We start from the raw sequence: 14,045 nt of genomic DNA on the forward strand, positions 1-14,045 counted from the left end.
GTTCTGCCTACCGCCGCAGCAATCCGCCGAGCGCACCGCGGACCAGCGTGCGGCCGATCGAGCCGCCGAGCTGACCGCCGATCGACTTGCCGAGATTGGCGGCCATCCCGCCGATCACCTGGTTGGTGACCGATCGCGTCACGTCGCGGGCGATGACCTGGCCGGTCGACAGACGGCCTCGCTTGACGTTGGTGCCGAAGATGGTGCCGACGATCGAGCCGATCTGGCCGAGAACGCCGCCGCCGCCTCCGCCCGCGGGGCCATCGGCGGTCGCAGCCGTGCCGGCGATGCGCTTCTGGATCATCTCGTAGGCGGACTCGGCATCGACGGCCGTGTCATATTTGCCCTTCACCGGACTTGCCGCCATGATCGACTTGCGCTCGTCCGGCGTAATCGGTCCGATGCGGGCGGACGGCGGCCGGATCATCACCCGCTCCACCATCGAAGGCGTGCCGTTGCCCTCGAGGAAGGACACCAGCGCCTCGCCCTTGCCGAGCTCCGTGATCACCTTTGCGGTGTCGAGCCTCGGGTTGGGCCGGAAGGTCTGCGCCGCAGCGGCGACCGCCTTCTGGTCGCGCGGAGTGAAGGCACGCAAAGCGTGCTGCACCCGGTTGCCCAATTGTCCGAGCACGCGGTCGGGCACGTCGATCGGGTTTTGCGTCACGAAGTAGACGCCGACGCCCTTGGAGCGGATCAGGCGGACCACCTGCTCGATCTTGTCCATCAGCGCCTTGGGCGCGTCATTGAACAACAGATGCGCTTCGTCGAAGAAGAACACCAGCTTCGGCTTAGGCAGATCGCCGGCTTCGGGCAGCTCCTCGAACAGCTCCGACAACATCCAGAGCAGGAAGGTCGCGTATAGCCTCGGGTTCTGGAGCAGCTTGTCGGCGACCAGGATGTTGACCATGCCGCGGCCGTCGCTGTCGGTCTTCATGAAGTCCTTGAGCGTCAGCGCCGGCTCGCCGAAGAATTTGGTGCCGCCCTGGTTCTCCAGCACCAGGAGCTGGCGCTGGATGGTGCCGACGGTCGCCTTGGTGACGTTGCCGAACCCCTGAGCGGCCTTGCGGATGGCGGCGAGCGGGTCCTGCTCCGCGTCCGCAGCCTTCTTTCCGCTGTCGGGCACGATGGCGTCGAGCAGCGCCCGCAGATCCTTCATGTCCATCAAGGTCAGGCCGTTGTCGTCGGCGACGCGGAAGGCGACGTTGAGCACGCCTTCCTGCACGTCGTTCAGATCGAGCATGCGCGCGAGCAGAAGCGGCCCCATTTCCGTGACGGTCGCGCGCACGGGGTGGCCCTGCTCGCCGAATACGTCCCAGAACACCGTCGAGAACTGATCGGGCTGGAATCTCAGCCCCATTTCGGTGGCGCGCTTGACGATGAAGTCCTTGGGTTCGCCGATCTGGCAGATGCCGGCGAGGTCGCCCTTGATGTCGGCCGCGAAGACCGGAACACCGGCGCGTGCAAATCCTTCCGCCATCACTTGCAGCGACACGGTCTTGCCGGTTCCGGTTGCACCCGTGACGAGGCCGTGGCGATTGGCGAGCGCAAGCGTCAGCCAGGCCTGCTCGTCTCCCTTGCCGACGAAGATCTTGGCGTCGGTATCGCCGAGCTTGCTGTCCTGTGCGGTCATTATTCTCTCTGATCTCTCTGCTGAGTTTCGCGTATTGAAACTCAAATGCACCAGTTCCGTAGTTTAACGCATCTCGCGCGCCGATTAAATCGGTTCAGCGGCTCCTGCGCATGCGACATTGTCGGACACCGATGGGCGAGATCAGCCGAAAGTCGGAACGCGGCGTTCGCAACGCGGCAATTTTTTGCCGATTCGTTCTAGGCTCTTGCACGGCGGCAACACTTTTCGCGCGTTCGCGACGGCGCATGCGTTCATCGCTTGTATTTCACGTCACACCGGCTCAAGATCGTTTTCGAAAGCAATATTCCGGAATGTAACCGGCTGAGGGGCGGGTCTTATGGACGAGCTGATCGGACGGCTGGCGACAAACGCCAGCATAGATGGTGCTGTCGCTGAAAAGACCGTCGGCATCATCCTGGCCTTCCTTCGCAACGAGGGTCCTTCCGACAGCGTGCAGGCCCTGATCGATCAGATCCCCGGAGCGGAAGCCGCGATCGAAGCGTCCAAGAGCGGTGGCGCCCTGTCGCGGCTGATGGGCGGCGGCTTGATGGCCGTCGGCACGCGCCTGATGAGCCTCGGGCTCGGCATGTCCGAGATTCAAAACGTCTCCCGTGAACTTTTCCGCTACGGGCGAGACAAAATCGGAGCGGATCAGATGGGCAAGATCATTGCGGGGACGCCGGGCCTCAGCCAGTTCGCCTGAGCGACGCTTTTCATATCGAGCATCATGACATATCCGATCTCCGAGATTGAGGGCCTGCCGGCCTTTGCCGCCAACAAGCTGAAGGCGCAAGGAATCCGCACCACGGACGCGCTGCTCGAGGCGGCCTCCACCGTGAAGGGCCGCAAGGCGCTTTCGGCCAAGACCGGCATCAGCGAGCAGCAATTGCTGGAATGGGCCAACGTCTCCGACTACATGCGCATCCCCGGCATGGGCAGGGCCAAGGTCGGGCTCGTCCGCGCCGCCGGCGTCACCACCGTGCGCGAGCTCGCCTATCGAAATCCGGCGAGACTGGCGCAGAGCATGCGCGAGGCCAACGAGAAGAAGAAGCTCGTCCGCCTCCTGCCTTCCGAGAAGTCGGTCGGCGACATCATCGCCAAGGCCAAGAAGCTGCCGCCGAAGATTACGTATTAGGCTGCGGGCCAAGCTGGAGAGGTGGGGCATCACTGCTCCCAGATCGTCATTGCGAGCGCAGCGAAGCAATCCAGAATCTTTCCGCGGTGACAGTCTGGATTGCTTCGCTGCGCTCGCAATGACGGAGTGTGGGCAAGAACATCGCGTCCTCTCGGCCGTCTGTGCGCATCGGAATGGCCGCGAATCGCCCTCAATCCCGGCTTGACACCCTCTTCGCGACCGCGCAAAGCGGGCCGCATGAATGCCTCGCCCTCCCCTTCCGTCCCGCCGGCCGGCTCGGCCGGGATCGACGCGCTGCGGACGCTCGTGGGCCGGCCGCTTCCTGCGGTGATGGGCGTGCTCAACATCACCCCGGATTCCTTCTCCGACGGCGGCGAGTTCATCGCGCCCGCGCGGGCGCTGGAGCGGGCGCGGGCGATGATCGCCGCCGGCGTCGACATCATCGACATCGGCGCCGAATCCACCCGGCCCTACCAGGGCGCCCGGCCGGTCACGGCGGCGGAGGAGCTCGCGCGGCTGAAGCCGGTGCTGTCGGACGTCGTGGCGCTCGGTGTGCCCGTCTCGATCGACAGCATGAAGGCGGAGGTGGTGGCCTTCGCGCTCGACCAGGGCGCGGCGATCGCCAACGACGTCTGGGGCCTGCAACGCGACGCCGAGATGGCGCCGCTGATCGCCGCCAGGGGCGTGCCCGTCATCGTCATGCACAACCGCGACAGCGTCGATCCCGCCATCGACATCGTCGCGGACATCAAGACGTTCTTCCTGCGCTCGCTGGATCTCGCCGCAAAAGCCGGCATCGCGCGCGACAAGATCGTGCTCGATCCCGGGATCGGCTTCGGCAAGACCGCCGAGCAGAGCATGGCCGCGCTGGCGCGCTTGCGCGAGCTCGACATGTTCGGCCTGCCGATCCTGGTCGGCGCCTCGCGAAAACGCTTCATCGCCACGGTGTCGCCGTCGGAGCCCTCGGAGCGGCTCGCCGGCTCGATCGCGGCGCATCTGATCGCCGCGCAGCGCGGTGCCAAGATCATCCGGACCCATGACGTCGCCGAAACCCTGCAGGCCCTGCGGGTGGCGCATGCCATCGAGAGCGAGCAATGACCGATACGATCTTCGTCACCGGCCTGTCGATCCACGCCCGTCACGGCGTCATGGATCACGAAACCGAGGTCGGTCAGCGTTTCGTCATCGATCTCGAGCTCTATACCGACCTGTCGGAGCCTGCGCGCAGCGACCGGCTCGCCGACACGGTGTCGTACGCTGAAGTCGTGGCGACTACGACGGCGGCGTTCAAGAATACCAATTACAAGCTCCTGGAGCGCGCGGCGGGCGCAGTGGCTGATGCGATCCTGTCGCACTTCCCGCGCATCCGCGCCGTGAAGGTCACGGTGCACAAGCCGCATGCGCCGATCGCCGCGATCTTCGACGATGTCGGTATCGTGCTGACACGCTCGCGGCACCCCTAATATGGCGAGCGTGCTGATCGCACTCGGCGGCAATGTCGGCGATGTCCGCGCGACGTTCAAAAAGGCGATCGCGCACACCTGCGGCATGGCACAGGCGGCGCTGATCGCGCGCTCGTCCGACTATACGACCCCGCCCTGGGGCGACGAGAACCAGGATCCCTTCATCAATGCCTGTATCGAGATCGAGACCAGTCTCGATCCGCGCGCGCTATTGTTCGTGCTGCAGAAAGTCGAGCAGAAATTCGGCCGCACACGCTCCAAGGCGCGGCGCTGGGGCCCGCGCACGCTCGATCTCGACATGATCGCCTATGACGATGTCTCCTTGCAGAAGCCCGACCTGACGCTGCCGCATCCGCGCCTGTTCGAGCGCGCCTTCGTGCTGGTGCCGCTGGCCGAAATCGCACCGGACCGCGTGATCTCGGGCATTCGTGTGCGTGACGGGCTCGCCAGCGTCTCGACGCAAGGCATTGAGCGGCTTCCGGATACCGGTTAACCAAAAACAACCGTTTGCAGGAACGGTCCGCCGTGGCAATTTCGCCTGCGAATAACAAGACGTTGGGGAGCCCCGCGCCGCATGACCTCCGTGACTGACGACCTGCCGCTGGCGGCGGATTTTCCCAAGGCTACGCCTGAGGACTGGCGCAAGCTGGTCGACGGCGTGCTGAAGGGCGCGCCGTTCGAGAAGCTGGTCGGCAAGACCTATGACGGCGTCAAGATCGAACCGCTCTATCCGCGTGCGAAGGGCGTTACGCCGGTGGTGGGCCGGCTGCCGGCCGCGCCGTGGCAGATCATCCAGCGGATCGACCATCCCGATGCGGCGCTCGCGAATGCGCAGGCGCTGCAGGATCTGGAGAACGGTGCAACCGGGCTTGCGCTGGTGTTCGCCGGCGCCAATGGCGCGCGCGGTTTCGGCCTGGAACCTTCGGCCGACGCGGTGGCAAAGGTCCTGAAGGACATTCATCTCGACGCCGGGATCGGCATCGAGCTCGAGATTGGACCGCAATCGCGGATGGCCGCGATCCATGTCGCGGAATATGTGAAGAGCAACGGCCTCGATCCCGCCGCCTGCAACATCCGCTTCGGGCTCGATCCGCTCGCGGCTGGCGCGGTGTGGGGCCACAGCCCCTATACTTGGGACGAAATCAGCCCCGCGATCACGCGCGCCATCAAGGGCCTCGCCGGGCTCGGCTTCAAGGGGCCGTTCGCCTCCGCCGACGGCCGCGTGATCCATGATGCCGGCGGCTCGGAAGTGCAGGAGCTCGCTTTCGTGCTGGCCTGCGGCGTCGCTTATCTGCGCGCGATCGAAGGCACGGGCATTCCGCTGGAAGCCGCGCAGGGCATGGTCTATGCGCGGCTCGCCGCTGATGCCGACCAATTCCTGACCATGGCCAAATTCCGCGCGCTGCGGCTGTTGTGGGCGCGCATCGAGACCGCTTGCGGGCTCGCGCCGAAACCGCTGTTCATCGCCGCCGACACCGCCTGGCGCATGCTGACGCAGCGCGATCCCTACGTGAACATGCTGCGCGCGACCATGGCGACTTTCGCCGCGGGGCTCGCCGGCGCCAATGCCATCACCGTGCTGCCGCATACGCTGGCGCTCGGCCTGCCCGATCCGTTCGCGCGGCGCGTGGCGCGCAACACCCAGCTTCTGCTGCTCGAAGAAAGCAACCTCGCCAAGGTCAGCGATCCCGCGGCCGGCGCCGGCGGCATCGAGACGCTGACGGCGCAGCTGTGCGACGCGGCCTGGGCGCTATTCCAGGAGAGCGAGAAATCCGGTGGCGCCTTCGCCGCGCTTCAGCAGGGTGTGTTCCAGAGCAAGGTCGCGGCAACGCGCAAGGCGCGCGAGGCCAATATCGCGAAGCGCCGCGACGTGCTGACCGGCGCCAGCGAGTTTCCGAACCTGCAGGAGAGCGAAGCCACTGTCCTGAAGGCAACGCCGATCGCGCTTCCGCCCTATGGCGAACAGACATACAAGTTCGAGGCGCTGGCGCCGATCCGTCTCGCGGAACCGTTCGAGGCGCTGCGCGACAAATCCGACGCGATGTTGAAGGCGCGGGGCGCACGGCCAAAGGTGTTCCTGGCCAATCTCGGCACGCCCGCCGATTTCACCGCGCGCGCGACGTTCGCCAAGAGCTTCTTCGAGGCCGGCGGCATCCAGGCGGTCGACAGCGAGGGCTTTGCCGATCCGGCCAAGCTGGCCGCGGCCTTCAAGGCCTCCGGCGCCGAGCTGGCCTGTCTGTGTTCCAGCGACAAGGTCTATGCGGAACACGCCGAAGCTGCGGCAAGGGCCCTGCAATCGAGCGGCGGGCGACATATCTATCTGGCAGGCCGCCCGGCTGAGGCCGAGGCGGCGCTGCGGGCCGCCGGCGTCACGGGTTTTGTCTTCGCCGGGGGTGATGCGGTTGTCACGTTGCAAGACGCCTATCGACGGATGGAAATGGCATGACCGAGACCAGCAAACCCGTTCTCACCGGTGGCTGCCAATGCGGCGCCGTGCGCTTTGCGCTGACGGCGTCGCCGAACAAGATTTCGATCTGCCACTGCCGGATGTGCCAGAAGGCCAGCGGCGCGCCGTTTGCCTCCTTCGCCGATGTCGAGAAGACGGACTTTGCCTGGACCAAGGGCACGCCGTCGGCGTTCCAATCTTCGTCGATCGCGATGCGCGATTTCTGCGCCGCCTGCGGCACGCCCCTGAGCTTCCGCCGCATCGATGGCCCGCGCATCGAGATCATGACCGGCGCCTTCGACCGGCCGGACCACGTGGTGCCGACCCGGCAATATGGCACCGAATCCCGCCTCGGCTGGGTGGTCGGCATCGCCAATCTGCCGAGCCAGACCACGCAGCAGAATTACGGACCGGAGAAGATGGCCACCATCGTCAGCCATCAGCATCCGGATCATGATTGAGCTTACGATATGGTTGAAGCCATGAGCCGCATTCCGAATTTCGCCGACATTGCCTTTGAGCGGCCAACCGTCGCTGCGCCTGCGGGCAGCGCCGAGCCGTGGCTGACGCCGGAGGGCATTCTGGTGAAGCCCGCTTATGGCGAGGCTGATGTCGCCGGGCTCGATTTCCTCGAAACCTATCCGGGCATCGCGCCCTATCTGCGCGGTCCCTACCCGACGATGTATGTCAACCAGCCCTGGACCGTCCGGCAATATGCCGGCTTCTCCACGGCGGAGGATTCCAACGCGTTCTACCGCCGCAACCTCGCGGCCGGGCAAAAGGGTCTCTCGGTCGCCTTCGATCTTGCCACCCATCGCGGCTACGACTCTGACCATCCGCGCGTCGGCGGCGATGTCGGGATGGCCGGCGTGGCCATCGATTCCATCTACGACATGCGCACGCTGTTTGCCGGGATTCCGCTCGATCAGATGAGCGTGTCCATGACCATGAACGGCGCGGTGCTGCCGATCCTCGCGCTCTACGTCGCCGCCGCCGAGGAACAGGGCGTGCCGCCGGAGAAGCTGTCGGGCACCATTCAGAACGACATTCTGAAAGAGTTCATGGTGCGCAACACCTACATCTATCCGCCGGCGCCCTCGATGCGGATCATCTCGGATATCTTCGCCTACACCTCCACGAGGATGCCGAAGTACAATTCCATCTCGATCTCCGGCTATCACATGCAGGAGGCCGGCGCGACGCAGGATCTCGAGCTCGCTTATACGCTCGCGGACGGCGTCGAATATCTGCGCGCCGGACTTGCCGCGGGGCTCGACGTCGACCGCTTCGCGCCGCGCCTGTCGTTCTTCTGGGCGATCGGCATGAACTTCTTCATGGAGGTCGCCAAGCTGCGCGCGGCGCGCCTGCTCTGGGCGAAGCTGCTGAAGCCCTTCAACCCGAAGGACCCGCGCTCGCTGTCGCTGCGCACGCATAGCCAGACCTCGGGATGGTCGCTGACCGCGCAGGACGTCTTCAACAACGTGATGCGTACCACAGTGGAAGCGATGGCGGCGACGCAAGGCCATACCCAATCGCTGCACACCAACGCGCTCGACGAAGCGCTGGCGCTGCCGACCGACTTCTCGGCGCGCATCGCCCGCAACACCCAGCTGTTCCTGCAGCAGGAAAGCGGCACCACCCGCATCATCGATCCCTGGGGCGGCTCGTATTATGTCGAGCGGCTCACGCGCGACCTCGCCGCCAAGGCGTGGGGCCATATCCAGGAGATCGAGGAACTCGGCGGCATGGCGAAGGCGATCGAAGCCGGCGTGCCGAAGCTGCGTATCGAGGAGGCCTCGGCCAAGACGCAGGCGCGGATCGACGCCGGCAAGCAGGCGGTGATCGGCGTCAACAAGTACAAGCCGACCGACGAGGACAAAATCGAGATCCTGAAGGTCGACAACACCAATGTCCGCCGGCTGCAGATCGACAAGCTCAAGCGGCTGAAGGCCGAACGCAACCAGCAGGAGGTCGATGCCGCCCTCGCCGCGCTGACGCGCTCTGCCGGCGAAGGCAACGGCAATCTGCTGGCGCTCGCCATCGACGCGGCACGCGCCAAGGCGACCGTCGGCGAGATCTCTGACGCGATGGAGAAGGTGTTCGGCCGGCACCGCGCCGAGATCAAGTCCATCACCGGCGTCTACAAGCGGGAGGCGTCCAGCATGGGCACCCAGGTCGAGAAGGTTCAGGCGCTGATCGACGCCTTCGAGGAGGCGGAAGGCCGCCGCCCGCGCATCCTGGTCGCCAAGATCGGCCAGGACGGCCATGACCGCGGCCAGAAGGTGATTGCGTCGGCCTTCGCCGATATCGGCTTCGACGTCGACATCGGGCCGCTGTTTGCCACTGCCGACGAAGCCGCGCGGCAGGCGGTCGAGAACGACGTGCACATCCTCGGCGTCTCCTCGCTGGCCGCCGCCCACCTCACCGCCGTGCCGGAGCTGAAGGCCGCGCTGAAGAAGCAGGGCCGCGACGACATCATGATCATCGTCGGCGGGGTGGTGCCGCCGCAGGATTACGATGCGCTCTACGCCGCCGGTGCGGAGGCGATCTTCCCGCCCGGCACGGTGATCGCGGACGCGGCCGAGGAGCTGATCCGCAAGCTGAACGCCCGGCTGGGGCATAGCGAGGCGGCGGAGTAGCCTCTCCCTCGAGATCTTCTAAAGCGCGATGAGATTTGGACGAATCGTCATCGCGCCTTCGATCCTTTGATGATCCGTTCGGAAAACCGCGTCACACTTTTCCGGATCATGCTCTAACCAGATCGCGGACGGGTCCGGGCCAGGGTCCGTGCCAGTGAATCCGTCCAATCGGGAATCCAGGCGGCAAACAGGGCTTTCCAGCGCTCGGCGTCCGAAGCTTCGGTTTCGAGCGCGACCGACCATTCGATGAGGGTGCGGTCGCCTTCGACGATCGGACGCAGATGCATGGTGCCTTGGTAGCGCGCCGGCGCCGGACTCGGTCCGCCGTCGTCTTGCGGATAGGGTATCGCCTCGAGACCGGCATAAGTGAGAGTGTGCTGCCGGTCCGAGTGATCGACCAGGCGCTGGCGGATCCAGTTTCCGAGATAGCAGAAGCGCCTGATGGCGCCGACTTCATCGCCGCGCTTGTCATCTTCGATCTCGCTCTCGCTCACCCCGTCGATGTAAGCGGGGTAGTTGTTGAAATCGCGGATCAGCGACCAGACGTCGTTCAGCGGATGGTCCAGCACGGCGCTGTAATAGGCTTGGTTCATCGATGGCTTGCCTTTGGTTCTTCGTTACGCGCTGAAGTTGGCTTCGCGCGCAGACAAAACCCACCCGATTTCCGACCACCCATTCGATCGGCCGTCTGCTCTTCACAACATGGCGCGTCCAGTTGGTAGCGCTACCTTGCGGCGGCGACGCAAAGCCGACTAGAATGCCGGCGTTGACAAGAGCGCCCGACATCACGGGCGCCGCTGGGAGGCATTCAATGTCCAAGATTTCGCGCCGCACCTTTGCGGCTTCCACCGCTGCAGTCGCGGCCTCCGCCGCTTTCGGCTTCAAGTCCGCACTTGCGCAAGCCTATCCGGCCCGGCCGGTCACCGTGATCGTGCCCTGGGGCGCCGGCGGCGGCACCGATGCCACTGCGCGCATCGTCGCAGCGCTGCTGGAGAAGGACCTCGGCCAGCCCTTCAACGTGGTCAACCGCACCGGCGGCTCCGGCGTGGTCGGCCATAGCGCGATCGCGACCGCGCAGCCCGACGGCTACACCATCGGCATGCTCACGGTCGAAATCTCGATGATGCACTGGCAGGGCCTCACCGACTTGACGCCGAAGAGCTACACGCCGCTGGCGCTGATGAACGAGGATCCGCCCGGCATCCAGGTCTCCTCCTCCTCGCCCTACAAGACGGTCAAGGAGCTCGCCGATGCGATCAAGGCGGCGCCTCCCGGCAAGTTCAAGGCGTCCGGCACCGGCCAGGGCGGCATCTGGCATCTGGCGCTGGTCGGCTGGATGCAGGCGATGGGCCTGCCTGCCAACCAGGTCGCCTGGGTGCCGTCGAATGGCGCAGCACCCGCGATGCAGGATCTCGCCGCCGGCGGTCTCGACCTCACCACCTGCTCGGTGCCGGAGGCGCGCGCGATCATCGAGGCCGGCAAGGCCAGGAGCCTCGCCATCATGGCGCCCGCGCGCAACCCGGTGTTCAAGGACGTGCCGACGCTGAAGGAGGCCATGGGCATCGACTACGCAACCGGCGCCTGGCGCGGCATTGCCGGGCCGAAAAATCTGCCGCCGGAGATCGCAACGAAGCTCACGGCGGCGCTGAAGAAGGTCTACGACTCGGCCGAGTTCAAGGATTTCATGAGCAATCGCGGCTTCGGCACCGTGTGGGGCGATGCGGCCTACTTCGCGGGCTTCATGGACAAGGGCGATGCCCAGATGGGCGAGGCGATGAAGGCCGCGGGCCTGAGCAAGGCGTGAAGGACTGAGCTCTTGCCACATCGTCATTGCGAGCGCAGCGAAGCAATCCAGAATCCCTCCGCAGAACGACTCTGGATTGCTTCGCTACGCTCGCAATGACGGAGTGCATATTCGATAGCCCCGCCGCGCGCGAGGCAGAACATCTCTCACAGGGCCCTCCCATGCGTCTTCCCGACTCCGTCACGGGATCGTTTCTCGTCGTGCTCGGCGCGGCTGCCGCCTATGGCGGCTACATTCTGCCGCCGGTGCCTGGGCAGCCGGTCGGCCCCAACGTATTTCCGCTGGTGATCGGCTGCGGCCTTGCGCTGTGCGGGCTCGCGATCGTGTTCGGCATCGGCCATTCCTTCGAGGAGGAGGAAGAGCTGGTGCCGTTCGAGGACGGCCAGGCGGCAGCCCCGCCGCCGCAGAGCAAGCTCTACGGCCTGCGCGCGCTGCTGCCACCGGCGCTGCTGCTGTTCTATGTCTTTGCCGCCGACAGGCTCGGCTTCATCATCACCGCGGCGATCATGGTCTACGTGACCTCGACCGCGCTCGGAGCCAAGTGGAAGCTGGCGCTGCCGCTCGCGATGCTGTCGCCGTTCGCCATTCACCTCATCTTCGGCAAGCTGCTGCGCGTGCCGCTTCCCGCCGGCCTATTGCCGACGCCCTGGTAATCCCATGCTGAAGACCCTGATTGATGCCTTCGCGCTGATCTCCACCTGGGAGGTCATCATCGCGATGATCGCGGCCTCCGTGTACGGCCTCGTGATCGGCTCGCTGCCGGGCCTGTCGGCGACGATGGCGACCGCCCTACTCGTCCCCGTCACCTTCTATCTGTCGCCGATCGCGGCGATCGCGACCATCGTCGCGGCCTCCTCGATGGCGATCTTCTCCGGCGACATTCCCGGCGCGCTGCTGCGCATCCCGGGCACGCCCGCCTCCGCCGCCTATGCGGACGAAGCCTACGCCATGACGCGCAAAGGCCAGGCCGAGCTGGCGCTAGGGGCCGGCGTCTGGTTCTCCGCCGTCGGCGGCATCGCCGGCGTGCTGTCGCTGATGATCCTGGCGCCGCCGCTGGCAGAGATCGCGCTGTCGTTCTCGACCTTCGAATATTTCTGGCTGGCGCTGCTCGGCCTGATGTGCGCCACCTTGGTGGCGCGTTCCTCGCCGGTGAAGGCGATCGCCGGCATGTTCATCGGCCTGCTCGTCTCCTGCATCGGCATCGAGAATCCCGGCGGCATCCCGCGCTTCACCTTCGGCCTCACCGATCTGTTCGGCGGCATCGAGCCGATCCCGGTCCTCGTCGGCGTGTTCGCGGTGGCGCAGGTAATGCGCGCGATGCTGACGCCGGAACCACCACCCCTGCCGCGACGAAAATTCGGGAGCATCATGGCCGGCCAGTGGCGGCTGACCAAGCTCTATCACTGGCAGATGACGCGCGGGAACATCGTCGGCATCATCATCGGCGTACTGCCCGGCGCCGGCGCCGACATGGCCGCCTGGGTCTCCTATGCGATGTCGAAGCGCTTCTCCAAGGAGCCGGAAAAGTTCGGCACCGGCCACGTCGAGGGGCTGGTCGAGGCCGGCGCCAGCAACAATGCCAGCATCGCCTCGGGCTGGGTGCCTTCGCTGCTGTTCGGCATTCCCGGCGACACCATCGCTGCGATCGCGATCGGCGTGCTCTACATGAAGGGCCTCAATCCCGGGCCGACGCTGTTCACCGAGAAGGCGTCGAGCATGTACGCGATCTATCTGATGTTCATCATCGCGAACATCCTGATGATCCCACTCGGCATCGCCATGATCCGCGTCGCCGCCTATATCCTGCTGGCGCCGCGCTCGGCCATCATGCCGATCATCATGCTGTGCTGCGCGGTCGGCTCGTTCGCGATCGGCAACAACATGTTCGGCGTCGTCACCGTCGCCGCCTTCGGCGTGATCGGCTATGTCATGGAGGCGAACGGCTATCCCGTCGCCGCCATGGTGCTCGGCATCGTCATGGGCACCATGGTCGAGCAGGCCTTCGTCACCTCGCTGATCAAGTCGGACGGCAGCATTTTGCCGTTCTTCGAGCGTCCGGTCGCGGCCATCCTCGCTGCCATGGCGATCGGCGCACTGCTGTGGCCGGTGATGGTGTGGGTCTGGCGCAAGGTGAAACCAGCGCAGACGGTCGCCGCAACGACCCGGTGATATCGCCCGGGCGCGGGCCTCGCCTGCCCCCGGCCGGGTCAGCAGAACTGTCTCCGTATCGCTGGGCCGGGCGGCTGCCCTGTGCTAATATCCGGCCATGACCGATGTCGCAGACATTCCACTCCAAACTCTCATCGGGAAGCTCCGAGAGCTTGCTCCCGCCTTGAGGGCTGCGGGCGTGAAACGGCTACACATCTTCGGATCGCGTGCCCGCGGTGACGCGCGGCCGGACAGTGACCTCGACGTGTTGGTCGAAACGACCTCGCGCGAGGAAGCGCCGCGGTTCGACTATTTTGAGGTCCTACACCTGATCGAGGATCATGTCGGCGTTCGAGTGCAGGTATCGATGCGCGACTTGCTGAAGCCGCGCATGGCCGAGCGGATCGCGGACGATCTGATCGAGGTCTTCTGAATGCCGCCGACCGTCGAAGACCGGCTACTCGACATTCTGGAAGCCATATCGGACATCGAAAGCGTCACGAAGGGCCTCACATTCGATCAATTTGTCTCCGAAAAGACCTCCCGCCTCGCAATCGAACGGCTTCTCGAGATGATCTGCGAGGCATCGAGATTCATCCCGGATGAGGTCAAGCGAACGGAGCCTGGAATCGACTGGCGCAAGATGATCGACTTTGGAAATCTTCTGCGTCATGCCTATCATATGACGAAGGCCGAGATCGTTTGGGATATCATTCAAACACACCTTCCACCGTTGAAATCCTGCGCTGAGAGACACGTTCGCATGTCAGGCCGCTAGCG

The 14,045-nt window shown here is 65.2% G+C and carries 15 protein-coding genes; 13 read left to right on the plus strand and 2 right to left on the minus strand.

Annotation, left to right across the window (positions count from 1 at the left end):
• Positions 1–7 precede the first annotated feature (7 nt).
• Positions 8–1,630, minus strand: a complete 1,623-nt coding sequence (locus ACNJYA_RS26085; RefSeq protein ID WP_439363738.1) for a helicase HerA-like domain-containing protein — start codon at positions 1,628–1,630, stop codon at positions 8–10.
• A 337-nt stretch (positions 1,631–1,967) separates the two neighbouring features.
• Between ACNJYA_RS26085 and ACNJYA_RS26090 the strand changes: the two genes are divergently transcribed.
• The 8 genes from ACNJYA_RS26090 to scpA all read left to right on the plus strand — a co-directional run bounded on the left by ACNJYA_RS26090 (position 1,968) and on the right by scpA (position 9,313).
• The gene (locus tag ACNJYA_RS26090) at positions 1,968–2,333 is read left to right on the plus strand and encodes a DUF2267 domain-containing protein (protein WP_212259623.1); all 366 of its coding nucleotides are present in this window, start codon (positions 1,968–1,970) and stop codon (positions 2,331–2,333) included.
• 24 nt (positions 2,334–2,357) lie between these two features.
• Positions 2,358–2,765 (plus strand): DUF4332 domain-containing protein, encoded by a 408-nt coding sequence (locus ACNJYA_RS26095; RefSeq protein ID WP_025035066.1) that lies wholly within the window; start codon positions 2,358–2,360, stop codon positions 2,763–2,765.
• 237 nt (positions 2,766–3,002) lie between these two features.
• The gene (gene folP / locus ACNJYA_RS26100; protein WP_439363739.1) at positions 3,003–3,863 is read left to right on the plus strand and encodes a dihydropteroate synthase; all 861 of its coding nucleotides are present in this window, start codon (positions 3,003–3,005) and stop codon (positions 3,861–3,863) included.
• On the plus strand, positions 3,860–4,228 hold the full coding sequence (folB, locus tag ACNJYA_RS26105; protein ID WP_025035064.1) for a dihydroneopterin aldolase: 369 nt from the start codon (positions 3,860–3,862) through the stop codon (positions 4,226–4,228). Before folP ends, folB begins: the two co-directional genes overlap by 4 nt.
• Before the next feature lies 1 nt (position 4,229).
• Entirely contained in the window at positions 4,230–4,721 is a 492-nt protein-coding gene (gene folK / locus ACNJYA_RS26110) for a 2-amino-4-hydroxy-6-hydroxymethyldihydropteridine diphosphokinase (RefSeq protein ID WP_439363740.1), read from the plus strand.
• 81 nt (positions 4,722–4,802) lie between these two features.
• Positions 4,803–6,674, plus strand: coding sequence for a methylmalonyl-CoA mutase family protein (locus tag ACNJYA_RS26115; protein WP_439363741.1), 1,872 nt, complete (start codon positions 4,803–4,805; stop codon positions 6,672–6,674).
• On the plus strand, positions 6,671–7,135 hold the full coding sequence (locus tag ACNJYA_RS26120) for a GFA family protein (protein ID WP_439363742.1): 465 nt from the start codon (positions 6,671–6,673) through the stop codon (positions 7,133–7,135). Before ACNJYA_RS26115 ends, ACNJYA_RS26120 begins: the two co-directional genes overlap by 4 nt.
• Before the next feature lie 21 nt (positions 7,136–7,156).
• Positions 7,157–9,313: a methylmalonyl-CoA mutase gene (scpA, locus tag ACNJYA_RS26125; RefSeq protein WP_172784620.1), complete on the plus strand. Its 2,157-nt coding sequence runs from the start codon at positions 7,157–7,159 to the stop codon at positions 9,311–9,313.
• Positions 9,314–9,426: 113 nt separating this feature from the next.
• Here scpA and ACNJYA_RS26130 read toward each other — a convergent pair whose 3' ends face one another.
• Positions 9,427–9,906, minus strand: a complete 480-nt coding sequence (locus ACNJYA_RS26130; protein WP_439363743.1) for an SRPBCC family protein — start codon at positions 9,904–9,906, stop codon at positions 9,427–9,429.
• A 218-nt stretch (positions 9,907–10,124) separates the two neighbouring features.
• On the opposite strand from ACNJYA_RS26130, the gene ACNJYA_RS26135 reads away from it, so the two are divergent.
• The 5 genes from ACNJYA_RS26135 to ACNJYA_RS26155 all read left to right on the plus strand — a co-directional run bounded on the left by ACNJYA_RS26135 (position 10,125) and on the right by ACNJYA_RS26155 (position 14,043).
• Positions 10,125–11,117: a tripartite tricarboxylate transporter substrate binding protein gene (locus ACNJYA_RS26135; protein WP_439363744.1), complete on the plus strand. Its 993-nt coding sequence runs from the start codon at positions 10,125–10,127 to the stop codon at positions 11,115–11,117.
• A gap of 161 nt (positions 11,118–11,278) precedes the next feature.
• On the plus strand, positions 11,279–11,770 hold the full coding sequence (locus ACNJYA_RS26140) for a tripartite tricarboxylate transporter TctB family protein (RefSeq protein WP_172784169.1): 492 nt from the start codon (positions 11,279–11,281) through the stop codon (positions 11,768–11,770).
• A 4-nt stretch (positions 11,771–11,774) separates the two neighbouring features.
• Positions 11,775–13,286 carry a tripartite tricarboxylate transporter permease gene (locus ACNJYA_RS26145; protein ID WP_439400951.1) on the plus strand — a complete coding sequence of 504 codons (1,512 nt, stop codon included), beginning with the start codon at positions 11,775–11,777 and terminating at the stop codon, positions 13,284–13,286.
• 97 nt (positions 13,287–13,383) lie between these two features.
• Positions 13,384–13,698: a nucleotidyltransferase family protein gene (locus ACNJYA_RS26150; RefSeq protein WP_172784167.1), complete on the plus strand. Its 315-nt coding sequence runs from the start codon at positions 13,384–13,386 to the stop codon at positions 13,696–13,698.
• The gene (locus ACNJYA_RS26155) at positions 13,699–14,043 is read left to right on the plus strand and encodes a HepT-like ribonuclease domain-containing protein (RefSeq protein ID WP_212259645.1); all 345 of its coding nucleotides are present in this window, start codon (positions 13,699–13,701) and stop codon (positions 14,041–14,043) included.
• Positions 14,044–14,045 lie beyond the last annotated feature (2 nt).

The organism is Bradyrhizobium sp. BLXBL-01, from assembly GCF_051853025.1.
Lineage (GTDB): Bacteria > Pseudomonadota > Alphaproteobacteria > Rhizobiales > Xanthobacteraceae > Bradyrhizobium.

What these genes read in the sequence shown, in the direction of transcription:
- ACNJYA_RS26085 (WP_439363738.1), bottom strand. Translation starts at nt 1,630, where the DNA reads ATGACCGCACAGGACAGCAAGCTCGGCGATACCGACGCCAAGATCTTC.
- ACNJYA_RS26090 (WP_212259623.1), top strand. Translation starts at nt 1,968, where the DNA reads ATGGACGAGCTGATCGGACGGCTGGCGACAAACGCCAGCATAGATGGT.
- ACNJYA_RS26095 (WP_025035066.1), top strand. Translation starts at nt 2,358, where the DNA reads ATGACATATCCGATCTCCGAGATTGAGGGCCTGCCGGCCTTTGCCGCC.
- folP (WP_439363739.1), top strand. Translation starts at nt 3,003, where the DNA reads ATGAATGCCTCGCCCTCCCCTTCCGTCCCGCCGGCCGGCTCGGCCGGG.
- folB (WP_025035064.1), top strand. Translation starts at nt 3,860, where the DNA reads ATGACCGATACGATCTTCGTCACCGGCCTGTCGATCCACGCCCGTCAC.
- folK (WP_439363740.1), top strand. Translation starts at nt 4,230, where the DNA reads ATGGCGAGCGTGCTGATCGCACTCGGCGGCAATGTCGGCGATGTCCGC.
- ACNJYA_RS26115 (WP_439363741.1), top strand. Translation starts at nt 4,803, where the DNA reads ATGACCTCCGTGACTGACGACCTGCCGCTGGCGGCGGATTTTCCCAAG.
- ACNJYA_RS26120 (WP_439363742.1), top strand. Translation starts at nt 6,671, where the DNA reads ATGACCGAGACCAGCAAACCCGTTCTCACCGGTGGCTGCCAATGCGGC.
- scpA (WP_172784620.1), top strand. Translation starts at nt 7,157, where the DNA reads ATGAGCCGCATTCCGAATTTCGCCGACATTGCCTTTGAGCGGCCAACC.
- ACNJYA_RS26130 (WP_439363743.1), bottom strand. Translation starts at nt 9,906, where the DNA reads ATGAACCAAGCCTATTACAGCGCCGTGCTGGACCATCCGCTGAACGAC.
- ACNJYA_RS26135 (WP_439363744.1), top strand. Translation starts at nt 10,125, where the DNA reads ATGTCCAAGATTTCGCGCCGCACCTTTGCGGCTTCCACCGCTGCAGTC.
- ACNJYA_RS26140 (WP_172784169.1), top strand. Translation starts at nt 11,279, where the DNA reads ATGCGTCTTCCCGACTCCGTCACGGGATCGTTTCTCGTCGTGCTCGGC.
- ACNJYA_RS26145 (WP_439400951.1), top strand. Translation starts at nt 11,775, where the DNA reads ATGCTGAAGACCCTGATTGATGCCTTCGCGCTGATCTCCACCTGGGAG.
- ACNJYA_RS26150 (WP_172784167.1), top strand. Translation starts at nt 13,384, where the DNA reads ATGACCGATGTCGCAGACATTCCACTCCAAACTCTCATCGGGAAGCTC.
- ACNJYA_RS26155 (WP_212259645.1), top strand. Translation starts at nt 13,699, where the DNA reads ATGCCGCCGACCGTCGAAGACCGGCTACTCGACATTCTGGAAGCCATA.